16 protein-coding genes and 1 pseudogene are annotated in these 16,811 nt (G+C 74.1%); 8 read left to right on the top strand and 9 right to left on the bottom strand.

What is annotated here, in order from left to right:
* Positions 1 to 143: 143 nt before the first annotated feature.
* Positions 144 to 2,420 carry a heavy metal translocating P-type ATPase gene (locus tag ACZ67M_RS24770; protein WP_469852779.1) on the bottom strand — a complete coding sequence of 759 codons (2,277 nt, stop codon included), beginning with the start codon at positions 2,418 to 2,420 and terminating at the stop codon, positions 144 to 146.
* A 215-nt stretch (positions 2,421 to 2,635) separates the two neighbouring features.
* On the opposite strand from ACZ67M_RS24770, the gene ACZ67M_RS24765 reads away from it, so the two are divergent.
* Positions 2,636 to 3,607, top strand: a complete 972-nt coding sequence (locus ACZ67M_RS24765) for a hypothetical protein (protein WP_392015239.1) — start codon at positions 2,636 to 2,638, stop codon at positions 3,605 to 3,607.
* Between the two features lie 18 nt (positions 3,608 to 3,625).
* On the opposite strand, the gene ACZ67M_RS24760 is transcribed toward ACZ67M_RS24765, so the two are convergent.
* Positions 3,626 to 4,411: a DeoR/GlpR family DNA-binding transcription regulator gene (locus tag ACZ67M_RS24760; protein WP_361356040.1), complete on the bottom strand. Its 786-nt coding sequence runs from the start codon at positions 4,409 to 4,411 to the stop codon at positions 3,626 to 3,628.
* Positions 4,412 to 4,541: 130 nt separating this feature from the next.
* Here ACZ67M_RS24760 and ACZ67M_RS24755 point away from each other — a divergent pair, with 130 nt between their 5' ends.
* Together ACZ67M_RS24755 and ACZ67M_RS24750 are read left to right on the top strand one after the other, a co-directional pair.
* Positions 4,542 to 5,423 (top strand): SIS domain-containing protein, encoded by an 882-nt coding sequence (locus tag ACZ67M_RS24755; protein ID WP_361356042.1) that lies wholly within the window; start codon positions 4,542 to 4,544, stop codon positions 5,421 to 5,423.
* 89 nt (positions 5,424 to 5,512) lie between these two features.
* The gene (locus ACZ67M_RS24750; RefSeq protein ID WP_392102996.1) at positions 5,513 to 6,370 is read left to right on the top strand and encodes a class II fructose-bisphosphate aldolase; all 858 of its coding nucleotides are present in this window, start codon (positions 5,513 to 5,515) and stop codon (positions 6,368 to 6,370) included.
* Here ACZ67M_RS24750 and ACZ67M_RS24745 read toward each other — a convergent pair.
* Positions 6,360 to 7,496 carry a methyltransferase gene (locus ACZ67M_RS24745; RefSeq protein ID WP_469853046.1) on the bottom strand — a complete coding sequence of 379 codons (1,137 nt, stop codon included), beginning with the start codon at positions 7,494 to 7,496 and terminating at the stop codon, positions 6,360 to 6,362. The two genes, ACZ67M_RS24750 and ACZ67M_RS24745, sit on opposite strands and share 11 nt — an antisense overlap.
* Before the next feature lie 97 nt (positions 7,497 to 7,593).
* On the opposite strand from ACZ67M_RS24745, the gene ACZ67M_RS24740 reads away from it, so the two are divergent.
* Together ACZ67M_RS24740 and ACZ67M_RS24735 are read left to right on the top strand one after the other, a co-directional pair.
* Entirely contained in the window at positions 7,594 to 8,244 is a 651-nt protein-coding gene (locus ACZ67M_RS24740; protein ID WP_392237819.1) for an alpha-ketoglutarate-dependent dioxygenase AlkB family protein, read from the top strand.
* A 37-nt stretch (positions 8,245 to 8,281) separates the two neighbouring features.
* A complete protein-coding gene (locus ACZ67M_RS24735) occupies positions 8,282 to 9,520 on the top strand; it encodes an ROK family protein (RefSeq protein ID WP_469852777.1) in 1,239 nt (412 codons plus the stop codon).
* A gap of 3 nt (positions 9,521 to 9,523) precedes the next feature.
* Here ACZ67M_RS24735 and ACZ67M_RS24730 read toward each other — a convergent pair.
* The 4 genes and pseudogenes from ACZ67M_RS24730 to ACZ67M_RS24715 all read right to left on the bottom strand — a co-directional run.
* Positions 9,524 to 9,643: pseudogene (locus ACZ67M_RS24730) on the bottom strand (VOC family protein); the annotation flags it as partial.
* Between the two features lie 67 nt (positions 9,644 to 9,710).
* Entirely contained in the window at positions 9,711 to 10,103 is a 393-nt protein-coding gene (locus tag ACZ67M_RS24725; protein ID WP_392015231.1) for a tautomerase family protein, read from the bottom strand.
* 172 nt (positions 10,104 to 10,275) lie between these two features.
* Complete coding sequence (locus ACZ67M_RS24720) at positions 10,276 to 10,863, bottom strand: DUF4865 family protein (protein ID WP_469852774.1); 588 nt, start codon at positions 10,861 to 10,863, stop codon at positions 10,276 to 10,278.
* Positions 10,864 to 10,874: 11 nt separating this feature from the next.
* Complete coding sequence (locus ACZ67M_RS24715; RefSeq protein ID WP_469852773.1) at positions 10,875 to 11,450, bottom strand: TetR/AcrR family transcriptional regulator; 576 nt, start codon at positions 11,448 to 11,450, stop codon at positions 10,875 to 10,877.
* Positions 11,451 to 11,652: 202 nt separating this feature from the next.
* On the opposite strand from ACZ67M_RS24715, the gene ACZ67M_RS24710 reads away from it, so the two are divergent.
* Genes ACZ67M_RS24710 through ACZ67M_RS24700 form a run of 3 tightly spaced genes read left to right on the top strand, consistent with a single transcriptional unit; the run spans position 11,653 to position 15,238 of the window.
* Positions 11,653 to 11,934, top strand: coding sequence for an SHOCT domain-containing protein (locus ACZ67M_RS24710; protein ID WP_361356421.1), 282 nt, complete (start codon positions 11,653 to 11,655; stop codon positions 11,932 to 11,934).
* Complete coding sequence (locus tag ACZ67M_RS24705) at positions 11,931 to 12,680, top strand: ABC transporter ATP-binding protein (protein WP_361356056.1); 750 nt, start codon at positions 11,931 to 11,933, stop codon at positions 12,678 to 12,680. The genes ACZ67M_RS24710 and ACZ67M_RS24705 overlap by 4 nt, the downstream gene beginning before the upstream one ends.
* The gene (locus ACZ67M_RS24700) at positions 12,677 to 15,238 is read left to right on the top strand and encodes an ABC transporter permease (protein WP_469852771.1); all 2,562 of its coding nucleotides are present in this window, start codon (positions 12,677 to 12,679) and stop codon (positions 15,236 to 15,238) included. Before ACZ67M_RS24705 ends, ACZ67M_RS24700 begins: the two co-directional genes overlap by 4 nt.
* Before the next feature lie 296 nt (positions 15,239 to 15,534).
* On the opposite strand, the gene ACZ67M_RS24695 is transcribed toward ACZ67M_RS24700, so the two are convergent.
* Positions 15,535 to 16,068: an ATP-binding protein gene (locus ACZ67M_RS24695; RefSeq protein ID WP_385794908.1), complete on the bottom strand. Its 534-nt coding sequence runs from the start codon at positions 16,066 to 16,068 to the stop codon at positions 15,535 to 15,537.
* Between the two features lie 184 nt (positions 16,069 to 16,252).
* Complete coding sequence (locus ACZ67M_RS24690; RefSeq protein WP_122620713.1) at positions 16,253 to 16,576, bottom strand: hypothetical protein; 324 nt, start codon at positions 16,574 to 16,576, stop codon at positions 16,253 to 16,255.
* Positions 16,577 to 16,811 lie beyond the last annotated feature (235 nt).

The following is a 16,811-nucleotide window of genomic DNA, read 5'->3' as shown; positions in this document are numbered from 1 at the left end:
GGGACGTGGACCGTACGTGGAACGGGGTTTGGGACCGCCTGTGGAACGGGTCCGGGACCGTGTGGAACGGGCCGGAGACCGAGCCTGGAACGGGACCGGGCGGACGCGCGGCCGACGCCGCGCCCGGCGTGCTGGGTGGCCGCTCAGCCCGCGGCCCGGAAGGACCGCAGGCGCAGCGAGTTGGCGACGACGAAGACCGAGGAGAAGGCCATGGCCGCACCGGCGATCATCGGGTTGAGGAGTCCGGCCGCGGCGAGCGGCAGCGCGGCGATGTTGTAGGCGAAGGCCCAGAACAGGTTGGACTTGATCGTGCCCAGCGTCCTGCGGGCCAGCCGGATCGCGTCGGCGGCGGCGCGCAGGTCGCCGCGGACCAGGGTGAGGTCGCCGGCCTCGATGGCGGCGTCGGTGCCGGTGCCCATGGCGAGCCCCAGGTCGGCCTGGGCGAGCGCGGCGGCGTCGTTCACGCCGTCGCCGACCATCGCGACCGAACGCCCCTCGCCCTGAAGGCGCTTGACCACGTCGACCTTGTCCTGCGGCAGCACCTCGGCGAAGACGGACCCGGGGTCGATGCCGACCTCGCGGGCGACCGAGGCGGCCACGGCACGGTTGTCCCCGGTCAGCAGGACCGGCGTCAGCCCCAGGGCGCGCAGTCGGCCGATCGCCTCGGCGCTGGTCTCCTTCACCGCGTCCGCGACCTCCAGGACCGCCCGCGCCTCCCCGTCCCAGGCGACGACGACCGCGGTCCGCCCGGACGTCTCCGCCTCGGCCTTGGCACGGGCCAGATCCGCCGGAAGGGCCATCGCCCACTCGGCGAGCAGCCGCTCCCGGCCGACGAGGACCGCGTGGCCGTCGACGACGCCCTGCACGCCGAGGCCCGGGACGTTGGCGAAGTCCTCGGGGGTGGGCAGGGTGCCGCCCAGCCGCTCCAGCGCCCCGTCGGCGATCGCGCGGGCGACCGGGTGCTCCGAGGCGTGCTCCAGCGCACCGGCCAGGCGCAGTACGTCGTCCTCCTCGGTGGCACCGGCGGTGTGCACGGCGAGCAGGGTCATCCGGCCGGTGGTGACGGTGCCGGTCTTGTCGAGGACGACGGTGTCGACCCTGCGGGTGGACTCCAGCACCTCGGGTCCCTTGATGAGGATGCCGAGCTGGGCGCCCCGGCCGGTGCCGACCATGAGCGCGGTGGGAGTGGCCAGCCCCAGGGCGCAGGGGCACGCGATGATCAGTACGGCGACGGCGGCCGTGAACGCGGCGGTGGGTCCGGACCCGTTGCCGAGCCAGAAGCCCAGGGTGGCCAGTGCCAGGGCGATGACGACGGGGACGAAGACACCGGAGACGCGGTCGGCGAGGCGCTGGGCGGCGGCCTTGCCGTTCTGCGCGTCCTCGACCAGCCTCGCCATCCGGGCCAGCTGTGTGTCAGCGCCGACGCGGGTCGCCTCGACCACCAGCCGGCCGCCCGCGTTCAGGGTCGCGCCCGTGACGCCGTCGCCCACGCCGACCTCGACGGGGAGTGACTCGCCGGTGAGCATCGAGGCGTCCACCGCGGAGGCACCCTCCACGACCGTGCCGTCGGTGGCGATCTTCTCGCCGGGGCGGACCAGGAAGCGGTCGCCCACCGCCAACCCGGCCGTCGGAACCGTCCGTTCCCGGCCGTCGGGGTCCAGGACCGTGACCTCCCTCGCGCCCAGTTCCAGCAGGGCCTTCAGCGCGGCGCCGGCCTTGCGCTTGGCGCGTGCCTCGAAGTAGCGCCCGGCGAGGAGGAAGGCGGTCACCCCGGCGGCCGCCTCCAGGTAGATGTTCCCCGAGCCGTCACCGCGGGCGATGGTCAGCTCGAAGGGGTGGGTCATGCCGGGCGTGCCCGCGGTGCCGAGGAACAGGGCCCACAGCGACCACAGGAACGCCGCCGAGGTGCCCACCGAGATCAGCGTGTCCATGGTGGCCGCGCCGTGCCGGGCGTTGGTGAGGGCCGCCCGGTGGAAGGGCCACGCGGCGTACGTCACCACCGGGGCCGCGAGGGTCAGCGACAGCCACTGCCAGTACTCGAACTGGAGCGCCGGCACCATCGCCATCGCGATGACGGGGACGGCGAGCAGTACGGCGGTGACCAGCCGCTGCCGCAGGGGCCGCAGCGCGTCGCCGTCCCCGGGGGAAGCGGCCGTCCCGGTACCGGGCGCGGGCTCGGCGCGTACCGGCTCGGGCTCGTGGGCCGTGTATCCCGTCGCCTCGACCGTGGCGATCAGGTCCGGTACGGACACCTCACCCCCGTAACTGACCTTGGCCTTCTCCGTCGCGTAGTTGACGGTGGCGCTGACCCCGTCCATCCGGTTGAGCTTCTTCTCGATCCGGGCGGCACATGAGGCGCAGGTCATGCCGCCGATGGCGAGTTCCACCTCGGCCGGTGCCCTGGTCGTGCTGGTGGTCATGGCAGCTCCTGACGCGTGCGCGGCGTGTACTGGGTGCGTATACGGGGAGGGGGTATCCCCGCTCCGGATTCATGTATACCCATAGGGGGTATCGAACGCAAGCGTTCGTCCCGCTTGACTGGGTACCCCCTAGGGGTATTGTGAGATGCAGGAAGAGCCGAAGAGCCTCCATGCGCCGTCGAGCCGGAGGCCCGGAACCCGAGGAGACGACCGTCATGCGCACCGGACTGAGGATCACCGCCTTCGCCGCCGCACTAGCCGCGACCTTCGGCACCGCGTACGGCGTCGGCACGGGAGTGGACCCCGTAGTGGAGGAGAGCGCGCCGCCCGCGCCCCACGATGAGCACGGCGGGCCGGCGCCCCGGGAGCCGGGGGGCGACGGCGGCGAGGGGCATGAGAGCACCCCGCCCGGTGGGCTCCAGGTCTCCGAGAAGGGCTACACCCTCGACCTCGCCACCCCGCGCGTCAGCGCCGGTGAGCGTGAAGAGCTGCGCTTCACGGTGCGGGACGCGAGCGGCGGGGCCGTCACCGCGTACCAGCGCGAGCACGACAAGGAACTCCACCTCATCGTGGCCTCACGCGACCTGGTCACCTACCGCCACCTGCACCCCGTCCGCGCCGCCGACGGCACCTGGAGCACGCCCGTCGACCTGCCCCGCGCGGGCGACTACCGCGTCTTCGCCGACTTCACCCCGGCGCGGAAGGGTGCCGAGAACCTCACGCTCGGCGCCGACCTCGCCGCCTCCGGCCGCTACGAGCCCGCGCGCACGCCCGCCCTCAACGGCACCGCCAGGACCGGCGGTTACCAGGTCGAGCTGGCCGGGTCCCTGCGCCCCGGCAAGGCGAGCGAGCTGAAGTTCGAGGTGTCCCGCGACGGCGAACCCGTCAACGACCTCCAGCCCTACCTCGGCGCCTACGGCCACCTCGTCGCCCTGCGCTCCGGCGACCTCGCCTACCTGCACGTCCACCCGGGCGGCGAGCCCGGCGACGGGACCACCAGGTCCGGCCCGGGCATCTCCTTCACGGCCACCGCGCCCAGCGACGGCACCTACCGCCTCTTCCTGGACTTCCGGCACCGGGGCGAGGTCCACACCGCCGCCTTCACCGTGCGGGCCGGTGCGGCGCCGGACGCGTCGGAACCGGCGCCCACCTCGCCGGCCGAGCACGGCGACGAGCACGGGCACTGAGGCTCCGGCGAACCGCTCCTACGCGCCGGCCGTGACGACCCGGACCCCCGCCTCCTCGAACCGGCGCACCAGCTCCGGGTCGGCCGAGACGTCCGTGACCAGCGTGTCCACCGACTCGGTCGCGCAGATCCGGGCGAACGCCCGCCGGCCCAGCTTGCTGGAGTCGGCGGCCACCACCACGCGCTCGGCGCGCTCGCACAGCACCCGGTTGATCGCCGCCTCCGCCTCGTCGTGGGCCGCCGCACCGTGCTCGGCGTCGAAGGCGACGACACCCAGCACCGCGACATCGAGCGTCACCTGGCCCAGCACGCCGTCCGCGAGCGGCCCGATCAACTCGTACGACTGCGCCCGGGCCACCCCGCCGGTCACCACGATCTTGAACTGCGGCCGGACGGCCAGCTCGTTGGCGATGTTGAGCGCGTTGGTGACCACCGTCAGCGCGGGCGTCCCGGTGGCCAGGTCGGCGCGCACGGCCAGGGCGCGCGCCACCTCCGTGGTGGTCGTCCCCCCGGTCAGTCCCACCGCCTCCCCGGGTGCCACCAGAGCCGCGACCGCCTGCGCGACGTGCTGCTTCTCCGAGGCGCGACGGGCGGTCTTGTAGCGCAGCGGCAGCTCGTACGACACCCCGTGCACGACCGCGCCACCGCGCGTGCGCACGAGCATCTGCTGCTCGGCGAGCCGGTCGAAGTCGCGGCGGATCGTCGCGGCCGAGACCTCCAGCTCGGTGGCCGCCTCCTCGACGTCCAGCCGGCCCCGCTCCACGAGCAGTTCCAGCAGCGCCTTCCAGCGGGCGTCGCGCGACATCCGCGCCTCCGTTCCTCGATCTCCCGCTGACACTAGCGCACGGTCCACTTCCACGGATTGCTTGATTGTGCTCGAAAGCTCGCTATATCTTGCAGGAACAATCAGATCGGTCGATCGGGGAGTGTGCGGCATGACGCATGTCGAGGACGAACTCAACAGCCAGCCCGAGTGCTGGACGCGCGCCGCCGCGGAGGCGGCGGGGCACACGGCGGCGCTGCCCGCGGCGGGCGAGCGGGTGGCCGTCGTCGGCTGCGGCACCTCGTACTTCATGGCGCAGTCGGTGGCGGCGCTGCGCGAGGGCGCGGGCCGGGGCGAGACGGACGCGTTCGCCGCCTCGGAGTTCCCGCGGGGACGCGCGTACGACCGGGTCGTCGCGCTCACCCGCTCCGGTACCACCACCGAAGTGCTGGAGCTGCTCGCGGAGTTGAAGGGCAGTACCCGAACCGTCGCGATCACCGCGGACCCCAGGACACCGGTCATGGCCGCCGCCGACGACGTGGTCGTCCTCGACTTCGCCGACGAACGGTCGGTCGTCCAGACCCGGTTCGCGACCACCGCCCTCACCCTGCTCCGCGCCCACCTGGGCCTGCACACCGACGCGGTCGTCGCCGACGCCCGCACGGCGCTCGCCGCCGCGCTGCCCGAAGGGCTGGTCGAGCGCACCCAGTTCACCTTCCTCGGCCGGGACTGGACCGTCGGACTGGCCAACGAGGCCGGACTCAAGATGCGCGAGGCGTCCCTCTCCTGGACCGAGGCATACCCGGCGATGGAGTACCGACACGGGCCCATCAGCATCAGTACCGCCGGCACGGCCACCTGGATGTTCGGCGAGGCCCCCGAGGGGCTGGCCGACCAGGTCCGCGACACCGGCGCGATGTGGGTGCGGGGGGAGCTGGACCCGCTCGCCGAACTGGTCCGGGCCCAGCGGCTCGCGGTCGCCGTCGCCGCCGCCCGCGGCCTCGACCCGGACCGCCCGCGCCACCTCACCCGCTCGGTGATCCTCGCTCCCTGACGCCGCCGCGCGCACCCGCCGCGCGCACCAGACATCCGCCCCGAGCCCGCCCCGACACCCGTGCCCCGACGCCCGGGAAGGGAGAGACCGTGCCCCTCGCCAGCACCGGCGACCTGGTCGGCCGCGCCGCGGCCGCACGCTCCGCCGTAGCCGCCTTCAACGTCATCACCCTGGAACACATCGAGGCCGTCGTCGCCGGCGCCGAGTCCGTGCGCATGCCCGTCGTGCTCCAGGTCAGCGAGAACGCCGTGAAGTACCGCTACGGCCGCCTGCTACCCCTGGCCGCCGCGGCCGTCGCCGCCGCCGAGGGCGCGGCCGTGCCCGTCGCCCTGCACCTCGACCACGTCCAGAGCGACGGCCTGCTGCGCCAGGCGCGGGACGCCGGGTTCAGCTCCGTGATGTACGACGCCTCCCGGCTGACGTACGCGGAGAACCTCGCGGCCACCCGGGCCGCCGTCGGCTGGGCGCACGCCCAGGGGATCTGGATCGAGGCCGAACTGGGGGAGGTCGGCGGCAAGAACGGCGCGGCGCCCCTCGACGCCCACGCCCCGGGCGCCCGGACCAACCCCGCCGAGGCCCGCGCCTTCGTCGCCGAGTCCGGCGTGGACGCCCTGGCCGTCGCCGTCGGCAGCTCGCACGCCATGACCAGCCGCACCGCGGCCCTCGACCACGACCTGCTGAAGGCACTGTCCAGCGCGCTGGACGTCCCGCTCGTCCTGCACGGCTCCTCCGGCGTCCCGGACGCCGAACTCGCCGCGGCCGTCACGGGCGGCATCGCCAAGGTCAACGTCGGCACCGCCCTCAACATCGCCATGACCGGCGCGATCCGGGAGCACCTCGCCGCCCACCCCGACGCGGTCGACTCGCGCGGCTACCTCACCGCCGGAAGGGAGGCCATGGTGCGGACGGTGGCGACGATCATCCAGGTGGTCGGCGCTACGTCCTGACGGCCCTCAGCACCACGAACCGGCTGTCGCTCGCCACCAGGTCACTGTTGCCGAACAGGCGCTTCAGCTTGACGTGGTAGCCCAGGTGCCGGTTGCCGACCACCCACAGCTCGCCGCCGGGGCGCAGCACGCGCCGCGCCCCGGTGAACATCCGCCACGCGGTGGCGTCGGTGGTCGCCTGGTGGGAGTGGAAGGGCGGGTTGTTGAGGACCAGGTCGACGCTGCCGTCGGGCACCCCGGCCAGCCCGTCGCCCACCCGGAACTCCGCCTGCCCGGTCGCCCCGTTCGCCCTGTACGTCGCCTCCGCGGACGCCGCGGCCTGGAACGACTCGTCGGTGAACAGCACCTCGGCCCCGGGGTCGGCCAGCGCCATCGCCGTACCGACCACACCGTTGCCGCAGCCCAGATCCACCACCCGGCGGGCGCCACCGGCCGTCGGCAGGTGCTGGAGGAAGAACCGGGTGCCGACGTCCAGCCGGTCGGCGCAGAACACGCCGGCGTGGTTGACGACGGCCCGGCCGGAGAGCAGCGGTCCTACGTCGTCGGGGAGCCGGTAGGTGAGCGGCCAGGGGTTGGCCGGCCGCCGCAGGGCGGGGTCCGGCGTGGCGAAGATCAGCCGGGCCTTCTTCACGGCCAGCGAGGTCCTGGTCGGGCCCACGATCCGTTCGAACAGCCGGAGCGTCGAGGTGTGGATCTCCTTGACCATCCCGGCGCCGACGACGACCGTCCCCTCGTGCAGGGCGGGCGCCAGCCGGAGCAACTGGTCCTCCAGCAGCGCCAGGCTTTTGGGCACCCGCACGAGCAGCACGTCGACGCGGTCCGGCGGAGGGTCCTGCGTGGTCAGCAGGCGCACGGAGCCGGGCTCCGCGCCGGCCCGCTCCAGGTTGACGCGAGCCGCCTCCCGCCCGAGGTGGGAGTCGGTGATCTGCACCGGCCGGTACCCCGCCAGCGCCGTCACCAGCGCCCCCCAGCGGTCCCCGAGCACCACCACCGTGCCGGTCAGCGGCACCTCCCGCTCCGCGAGGTGCCCGAGCAGGTACTCGTCGGAGGCGTCCCAGGCCCGGAGCCGGTCGCGCGGGTCCTCGGGAAAGCGGGTCAGCACCTGCTCGCCCCATGGCGTCGTCATACGGTCACTGCGGTCGTTCATCGTGCGCCCAGGCTAACCGAGCCGCAGCTCAGGCCCCCTCGCGCGGACCGGACGGCATCGCGGGCAGGATGGGGACATGGACTCCGAGCTGTTCCCCAGGAGCCGTACCGAGACCGCGCCCGGTGCCGTCCACGTGCCGGACTGGCTGACGCCCGGACGGCAGCGCGAGCTGCTGCGTGCCTGCCGCGAGTGGGCCCGTCCCCCGGCCGGACTGCGCACGGTCCGCACTCCCGGCGGCGGCACCATGACCGCCCGGCAGGTCTGCCTCGGCTGGCACTGGCACCCGTACGCCTACGCCCGCACCGTCGTCGACGGCGACGGCGCGCCGGTGAAGCCCTTCCCGGCCTGGCTGGGCGAGCTGGGCCGCGGCGCGGTGACCGACGCGCTGGGCGCCGACGCCGCGGCGGACGCGGCGTACGACATCGCCCTGGTCAACTTCTACGACGCCGACGCCCGCATGGGCATGCACCGCGACGCCGACGAGCGCTCCGACGCGCCCGTGGTCTCCCTGAGCCTCGGCGACACCTGCGTCTTCCGCTTCGGCAACCCGCGGACCCGGACCCGCCCCTACACCGACGTCGAACTGCGCAGCGGCGACCTCTTCGTCTTCGGCGGGCCGTCCCGGCTCGCGTACCACGGCGTGCCGAGGGTGCACCCGGGCACGGCACCGCCCGAGTTGGGGCTCACCGGACGGCTCAACATCACGCTCCGGGTCAGCGGCCTCTAGACACGCCACACGTGCGGATCATGGGAGACTCCCCTCCATGAGCGGCAAGGCGGACCCCCGGGCGGCGGGGGAAGGGACCACCTCGAGGACGCGGCTGGAGCGGGGGCGCGGTGCGCTCGGACCCGCGTTGGAGCTCGTGCACACCGGACGCGCCCCCACCAGGGCCGTCCTCACCGCGGAACTCGGCGTGACCCGGGCCACGGCCGGCGCCGTCGCCGCCGAACTGGAGGCGCTCGGCCTGATCCGGGTCGACGCGAGGCCCGGCGCGGCGGCCGGTTCCCAGGGCCGCCCCTCGCACCGCCTCGCGGTCGCCGAGGACGGCCCCGTCGCGCTCGCCGCGCAGGTCCACGCCGACGGCTTCCGCGCGGCCCTGGTCGGTCTCGGCGGCCGGATCGTCGCCACCGCACCCGGCTGCGAGGTCGTCGACGCCGACCCTGCGAAGGTGCTCGGCTCCGTCGTCGAGACGGGCGCGGAGCTGCTGCGGGAGACCGGGCGGCGCTGCGTCGGCGCGGGGCTCGCCGTGCCGTCCGCCGTCGCGGAACCGGAGGGCCTGGCCCTGAACCCGCTGCACCTGGCCTGGCCGGCGGGTGCGCCCGTGCGGCGGATCTTCGCCGAGCAGGTGCGCGCCGCCGGTATCGACGGGCCCGCGTTCGCCGCGAACGACGTCAACCTCGCGGCCCTCGCCGAACACCGGCACGGTGCCGGGCGCGGAGCGCGCGACCTGCTGTGCGTGGCCACCGGCCACCGGGGCGTCGGCGGTGCCCTGGTCCTCGACGGCCGCCTGCACATGGGCAGTTCGGGCCTCGCCCTGGAGGTCGGGCACCTCGCCGTCAACCCCGAGGGCCGCCCCTGCCACTGCGGCAGCCGCGGCTGCCTCGACGTGGAGGCCGATCCGCTGGCCTTCCTCACGGCGGCCGGCCGCGAGCCGGGGCCGGAGGTGTCCCTGCTCCAGCAGTCCTACGACCTGATCCGCGACCACTACGCCGACCCGGCCGTCCGCACCGCCACCGAGGCCCTCATCGACCGCCTCGGCCTGGGTCTCGCGGGCCTGGTGAACATCCTCAACCCGGACCGCATCATCCTCGGCGGCCTCCACCGAGCCCTCCTCGACGCCGACCCCGAGCGGCTGCGCGCGGTCGTCGCCGACCGCAGCCTGTGGGGCCAGAGCGGCGGCGTACCCATCCTGCCGTGCAGCCTGGACCACAACAGCCTGGTCGGCGCGGCCGAGTTGGCCTGGCAGCCGGTCCTGGACGACCCGCTGGACGCGCTCGCCTAGGGCTCAGGACGTCGGCAGGGCGCCGCCGCTGTCGACCACACAGAAGGCGTTGCCGTCCGGGTCCGCGACGACGACGAAGTCGGGGTCGGGGTCGGGCGGGAAGCGGTCCCAGTCGGCCTCCCGCGTCGCGCTCCGCCACTCGTCCGTGACGCCGATGACGGGGACACCGAGTCTCAGCATGGTCAAGAGCCTACGTACCGCGCGGGGCGTACTGCGCGATCCCGTGGCCGAGCGACCAGTCGTCGGAGGTGTTCTCGGTCAGGGTGACGAAGACGTTCCGGGGCTCGGTACCCGCGTAGGCCTCGGCGAGTTCGGCGATCCGGCGGTACAGCGCCTGTTTGCGCTCGCTCGTCCGGCCCGCCCGGAGGGTGATCGCCACGAAGACGATGCCTTCGTCCCGGTGGACTCCGAGGTAGTCGTCGTAGCGCAGCGTGCCCCGGGCGCCGTCGTGCCCGGTGAGGACCTGGAACCGGTCGTCGTGGGGGATCCCGAGCGTCTCGACCAGGGCGTCGTGGACGGCACGGCCGAGTGCGTCGAGGCGATCGGCGTCGGTGCCGTGGGCGTCTATGCGGACGAAGGGCATGCGGGCATCTCCCGTTCGGACGGAGGCGGTTCGGGGTCCGGGCGCTCGGCGCACGGACGTCAGCGGGTGGCGTGGCGGGCCCGCCACGGCCCGTTGAAGAAGGGAGCCTCACCCGGGAGCCGGGTGTCGGCGAAGAACGGGTCGTCGTGCGCGTCGCGTACGCGGACGGCGCTCACCACTGGCGCCCCCGGGGCAGCCGCTCCCGCTCCGGTGCCGACACGTGCAGCACCTGGAAGACCTCGCCCGCCACCCCGTCCGGCGCCTCGTCGGCGTGCAGCGAGAAGTGGACCAGCTCCCAGCGGCCGGTGTCCACGACCGCCGCCGCGAGCAACACCCCGTCCCCGGACGCCAGTCGCCCGGTCTCCCGCACCGCCTCCGCCGCCCACTCCGTCAGGGGCACCCCCTCCGGCACCGGCCGCCGGCGTCGTACGGCCACCCGCGCGGGGGAGTGGGCGGCGCCGCCCTCCTCGTAGGCCAGGCCCGTCCACTGGCGGACCGCGGGCCGGCCGAAGTCGTCGGTGGGCCGCTGGAAGGCGCCCGCCCAGAGGAAGGAGTTCATGCCCTCCACAGTGCGCCACAGGTAGAACGGCGCGTACTGGTTGACCGGCGAGCCGTGCACCCCGCGCTCCCGCATCAGATACGCCTTGGCGCCGAGACCGGGCCAGTCGTCCAGGAGGTGCCCGGTGCGGGCGACCCGTTCCCGGACGGCGTCCATCGCGTAGTCGGCGGGCAGGGTGAACTCGTACTGCATGGCGTGCATCGGCGGGCTCCTTACCGGGCGGGGGCGTCGTGGTGCGGGGCCAGCAGGGCCAGCAGTCCCCGGACCGCTGCGTCGAACGCGGTGGGGGAGCCGGACGCGCGGGCGAGGACGTAACCGCCCTGGACGGTCGCGACGACGGCCGCCGCGATCTCCTCGGCGACCAGTGAGGGCGCGAACTCGCCCTGCGCCCTGCCCTCCTCGACGATCCGGGCGATGCGCTCCCTGAGCCAGTCGAGCGTTTCGTCGACGGGTGCGCGCAGGGCGTCGTCGGCGATCACGTCCGGGTCCATGGTCAGCCGCCCCACCGGGCAGCCGCGCAGCACCTCGCGCTCGCGCCGCAGATAGCCCGCGATCCGCTCGTACGGCGTGCCCGGACCGTCCAGCACCCCCGCGGCGCCGGCCCGCATCTCCTCGGCGGTCCGCCGGATCGCGGTCAGCGCGAGATCGGGCTTGCCCTTGAAGTGGTGGTACATGCTGCCCTGTCCGGCGCGGGCCCGCTCCAGGATCGCCTTGGGGCTGGTCCCCACGTACCCCCGCTCCCACAACAGCTCGCGGGTGGACTCGATCAGCCGCTCCGAGGTGCTCATGCATCCACTGTACATACTAGTAGTTACAGAGGTCGAGGCGCAGGACACCCGAAGTCCGGCGGGGGAGGGAGCAGGCCCGGACGGCGTACGTACTCCCCGCGGGGTACGCACACTGCCGCTGGCCGTACGACGACCGGGACCCGCCTCGGGGACGACGCTCGAAAGCGACACGAACGACATCGCCACCGAGGAGTTGGACGACATGGAGACCCTGGCACACTTCGGCGACGGCGGGCCCGGCCCCTGGATCCTGCTCTTCCCGCTGATCTGGGCGCTGGTCATCGGCGCCGGCGTCACCCTGCTCCGCCGCACCGTGTGGCGAGGGCGCCGCGGACCCGGACGGCCCACCGCCGAGGACGACTCGCCCATCACCGTGCTCGGCCACCGCTTCGCCTCCGGCGAGATCGACGAGGACGAGTACTGGCGCCGGCTCTCCGTGCTGGACGAGCAGTTCGGCCGGACCCGCAAGGGCGGTGCGGCGTGACCACGACGACCGTCACCGGGGCCGCCGCCCGGGTCGTCGACGCCGTGAAGGTGTACGGCGGTGGCGACACCGCCGTACACGCCCTGGACGGGGTGAGCGTGGAGTTCCCGGCCGGCCGCTTCACGGCGATCATGGGGCCCTCGGGCTCCGGCAAGTCGACCCTGATGCACTGCGCCGCCGGACTGGACACGCTCACCTCGGGCACCGCCCGCATCGGCGACACCGACCTGAGCACCCTCGACGACCGACGCCTCACACTGCTGCGCCGCGACCGGGTCGGCTTCGTGTTCCAGGCCTACAACCTGGTCCCGACGCTGACCGTCGCCGAGAACATCACCCTCCCGCTCGACCTCGCGGGCCGCCGCGGCGACCCCGAGTGGGTCGACGCGCTGATCGACGTCGTCGGACTGCGCGCCCGCCTCCACCACCGGCCGGCCGAACTCTCGGGCGGCCAGCAACAGCGCGTAGCCGTGGCCCGTGCCTTCGCCGGGCAGCCCGACGTGGTCTTCGCCGACGAACCCACCGGAAACCTCGACTCCCGCTCCGGCGGCGAGGTGCTCGGCCTCCTCGGCCGCACCGTGCGGCGGACCGGCCGCACGGTCGTCATGGTCACCCACGATCCGGTCGCCGCCGCCCACGCCGACGAGGTCCTCTTCCTCGCGGACGGACGCCTCGTCGACCGCATGGACGCCCCGACCGCCGACAAGGTCCTGGACCGGATGAAAGCCTTCGAGGTGCCGTCATGAACGCCTCCGTCCGCCTCGGCGTCTCCTCGCTGCGGGCCCACAAGCGGCGTCTCGCCGGGACGTTCCTCGCCGTCGTCCTCGGCGTCGCCTTCCTGGCCGGCACCCTGGTCATGGGCGACACGCTCCGCGCGAGCTTCGACACCATGTTCGGCAAGGCCGGCGCGGGCACGGACGCCGTGGTGCGCAGCGCGGACGCCATCACCACACCTGGCGAGAGCCAGGGCGTACGGCAGCCGGTCGGCACCGATCTGGCCGAGACGGTCGAGCGGGTGCCCGGCGTGGCGGCCGCCGCCCCCAGCATCCAGGGCGCGGGCCAGCTCGTCGGCGCGGACGGCGAGCCGATCGGCGGCCAGGGCCCGCCCACCCTGGCCGGCAACTGGATCACCGACCCCGGGCTGAACCCGTACCGCCTCGCCGAGGGCCGTGCCCCGCGGGCATCCGGCGAGGTCGTCGTCAACCGCGGCACCGCCGAGCGGGGCGGTCTCGCGATCGGCGACACGACGACCCTGCGCACGCCCGACCCGGTCGAGGTCACCGTCGTCGGCCTGGCGACCTTCGGCGGCGAGGACGGCATGGCCCAGGTGACCTACACCGGTATGACGCGGGCCGACGCCGAGAAGTACCTGACCGCGCGTCCGGGCGAGGCGGCGAGCATCCAGGTGCGCGCCGGCCCGGGGGTCGGCCGGCAGGAACTCGTCGACCGACTGACGCCCGTACTGCCGGACGGCGTCGAGGCCATCACCGGCGAGGAGTCGGCGGCGGAGAACACCGACATGATCTCCAGCCAGTTCCTGACCCTCTTCACGACCTTCCTGCTCGTCTTCTCCGGTGTCGCCCTGCTGGTCGCCACCTTCTCGATCCACAACACCTTCGCCATCGTGGTCGCCCAGCGCACCCGCGAGAACGCCCTGTTGCGGGCGCTCGGAGCCTCCCGGCGCCAGATCACCGCCGCCACCCTCGTCGAGGCGGCCGCCGTGGCCGTGACCGCGTCCGCCGCGGGTCTCGCCGCCGGCATCGGCATCGCGGCCGGACTCCAGGCACTGTTCCCGGCGATCGGGTTCCCCTTCCCCGAGGGCGCGTTGGTGATCGGCGCCCTGTCGATGCTGCTCCCGCTCGCCGTCGGCGTCGTGGTCTGCCTCGGCTCCGCCCTGCTGCCCGCCGCGCGGGCCGGCCGCACCGCGCCCCTGGCGGCGCTGCGCGAGACGGCCGTCGACACGTCCGGTGCCTCCCGCACGCGTGCGGTCACCGGCGCGGCGCTGCTGGCGCTCGCCCTCGCGGTGACCCTGAGCGGCATCCTGCTCTCCCCCTCGGTCTGGTTGGCGGGACTGGGCGGCGTACTGGCCCTGGCCGCCTTCGTGGTACTCGGCCCGGTCGCCTCCGCCACCGCCGTGCGCGTCCTCGGCGCACCGCTGGACCGGCTGCGCGGCGTCACCGGCGTCCTCGCCCGGCGCAACGCCCTGCGCAGCCCCAAGCGCACGGCCGCCACGGCCGGGGCGCTGATGATCGGGGTGGCCGTCGTCTCGTTGTTCACGGTCTTCGGAGCCTCGCTCAAGGCGACCATGGACCAGACCGTCTCCCGGTCCTTCGCGGGCGACGTCGCCGTCAGCGCCCCGTCCTTCGGGGCGGGCGGCAGCGGACTCAGTCCGCGACTGGCCGACGCGGTCCAGCGGCTGCCGGAGGTGGACACCGCCGTGGGCCTCGGCCGGGGCGTCGCGGAAGTCGACGGCGAGGGAAGGGCGTTGACCGTCACGGACCCGGTCGCGCTGGAGCGCACCTTCGACCTGGGCACCGTCCACGGCTCGCTCGGCTCCCTCGGCACCGACGGCATCGCGATCACCGGGAGCGAGGCGGCGAAGCGAGGGCTGACCACCGGCGACACGGCACGCCTGACCTTCACCGACGGCCGCACCGAGACCTTCACGGTCCGCGCCGTCTACGGGCAGTCCGAACTCGCCGGCGACTACGTCATCACCCGCGCCGCCTGGGCCCCGCACCGCACCCAGGACTCCGACACGCTGGTGGCCGTCGCCCTCGCGGACGGCGTGTCAACGAGCGCCGGCAAGGCGGCCGTGGCACAGGTCGCCGACCGGTACGGCAACCCCGAGGTGGAGACCCGCGACGAGTACGCGCGGTCCTCGGCGGGTGGCATCGACATGATGCTCACGCTCGTCTACGCGCTGCTCGCCCTCGCGGTGCTCATCGCACTCCTCGGCATCGCCAACACGCTGACCCTGGCGGTCCACGAGCGCACCCGCGAACTCGGCCTGCTGCGTGCCGTCGGGCAGACCCGGGCCCAACTGCGGGCCATGGTCCGCTGGGAGTCCGTCCTGGTCGCCGCCTTCGGCACGGTCGGCGGACTCGCCCTCGGCGCCTTCCTCGGCTGGGTGCTCGTGGCGGCCTCCGACGGTGCCTCGGACACGGCCTTCGCCTTCGCCGTGCCGCCCGTCCAACTCGCGGTGGTGGCCCTCGTCGGCCTCACGGCGGGCGCCCTCGCCGGCCTCCGCCCGGCCCGGCGCGCGGCCCGCCTGGACGTACTGCGCGCCGTGGCCACGGAGTAGCGACCAGCCGGCGGGGGACTCCGTGCGGGCAGGCGCGCTTCGGGGTGCTCCGAGCGCGCGCACGCGGCGGGCGTCCCCCGTGCGCGGACCCTGCCGCACGGGCGTACGTCCCGCGCGCGCAGGGGTGTTCCGCGCGGGCTCGCCGTGGGTCACCCCGCGCGGACACGCCCCCGCGGGCACGGGGTCGGGCACGCGCACGGGGTCGGACACGGCCACCGGACCCCGCACCCCCACCGAACCCACCGGGTACCGGACCCACACTGCACGGCCCCCGGCAGCGAAGGGTCACCGCCCGGTCAGCCGGCAACGGCCGACCGGGCGGGAGCGGGTTGGGGGCTGCCCAGATCGACGGCGTGCTCGGTCTCCACGAACACGGCGGCCGGCACCTCCTCGACCAGGCGGCGCGGCGGGCGCGCGGTGACCGGTGCCAGGCCGCCGCACGTCGGCAGCGTGAACCAGACGACCTTGCCGGACTCGCCGTCCGGCCGGGCGCCCCAGCTCTCGCTCATCGCCGCCACCATGGCGAGCCCCCGCCCGCCGGTGGCGAGGGGCTCGGCGTCGTCCACGACGGGCAGGCGCGGATCGTGGTCCCGCACTGAGACGGTGAGCCGCTCCAGCAGCAGCTCTATCTCCACGGTGCACGTCTTGTCCGGCCTGGCGTGCAGGTGGACGTTGGTCAGCAGCTCCGTCACGCCGAGCGAGGCCCGGTCGATCAGGGAGTGCATATGCCAGTAGCGCAATTGCGCAGATACGATTCTGCGGACCTGGCCGATCCGCGACGGCAGGGCTTGCAGCTCCACCGTGCAGTGTCTGCTTGGGTGACTGATCACGGCTGCGACTCCCCGACAAAGAGGTCCGGAAGAACACGGAGTTCGGATCCAGCAGGGCGCACGCGGCGCGCCGCCGCCTGCTGTCATGGCCGGCGGGCTGGTTCGCAGCGTTATCGCCGGTAAACCCAGAGTGACGTGAGACCAGCGTGACGCAAGGGGTGAGGCACCGCAACTTACGGACATCTCAACGGTGATGTCCGGCCGCCCTGTGCACGGCCTCGATGAAACGGCGGGCCGCGGGCGGGCCCGGCTCACCCGGCGCGGGGTCCCGCTCGCCGAGCGTCAGCAGGTACCGCTTGCCGTTGAGGTCGGCGAGGGCCCGGTCGTGCGGGCCGAACCAGGGGCGCGAGGCCCGTACCGCCTGCACCGGCGCGCTGTCGATCTCACTGCCGTAGCTGGTGAGCAACTCGACCCTGCCACCGCTGATCCGGACCGTCCCGGCCCGGGTGAGTGAGCGCAGCCGTTTGCCGATCCGCACTCCCGTGGCCCTGAACTCCGGGTCCGCCATGCCGTCGCCCCCTCGTGCGCGCGTCGGTCGTCCCACCCGCTGGCAGTCTGCCCGCACCGCGCGAGGAGCACCAGTACGCACCCCCTCTTTCCGGGGTCGTCCGGAGCACTCGCGCGAATGCGCCCCCACCGTGTGTGCGGACGCGCCCCAGGGGTGCCTTTGGGGCGCTCAAAGGTGTGTTTATGCAGGTGAGAAGCGTGTGGAAGGTGTCTATGATCGAGGCGTCGGCCGCCCG

The organism is Streptomyces sp. NPDC107500 (genome assembly GCF_055582785.1).
Note: the sequence above shows the minus strand (reverse complement) of the source record. Positions and strands in the feature narration are given on the sequence as shown.